Raw genomic sequence first — 508 nt, 5'->3', positions numbered from 1 at the left:
GTTCGCAGTTATCCATTGGGTCAGAATCTGACAACGCCGCCCACGTTAGGAAAAGATCTAAGAAACGAACTTGCTCTTCGCTAACACCAACGGCACTGAATGGGTTCACATCTAATGAGCGCACTTCAATGTATTCCACGCCCGCGCGACTCAATGCATCTGATGGCTTCTCACCACTTTTCGCTACGCGTTTCGGACGAATTGGTGCGTACAATTCATTTTCAATCTGGAGAATGTTGGTATTGAGCTGACGGTACTCACCATCCACTTTTACTCCAATTTTTGCGAATTCTTCAGATGGTCGACGAATCGCATCACCTAAACCTTCAAGATATTGATCAATACTGTTGAAACCAATTTTCAATACGCTTTGAGCACTGTTGGTATAACCAAGATCACTCAAGCGAAGAGACGTCGCTTTAGGGAGATACAGTGTCCCTCCGATGCTTTCAAACGGGAATTTAGTCTCACGGCCTTGAATGAACGAACCACATAACGCTGGCGATGC

Annotated in this window: 1 pseudogene; it reads right to left on the bottom strand. The window is 45.7% G+C overall.

From position 1 onward, the window contains the following. Window positions 1–508 (bottom strand): annotated as a pseudogene (locus R7O13_RS31140) (glutamate--cysteine ligase); the annotation flags it as partial.

This window comes from Vibrio sp. Y176 (genome assembly GCF_033438945.1).
The sequence above is the reverse complement of the archived record's forward strand: the minus strand, read 5'-3'. Positions and strand labels throughout refer to the sequence as shown.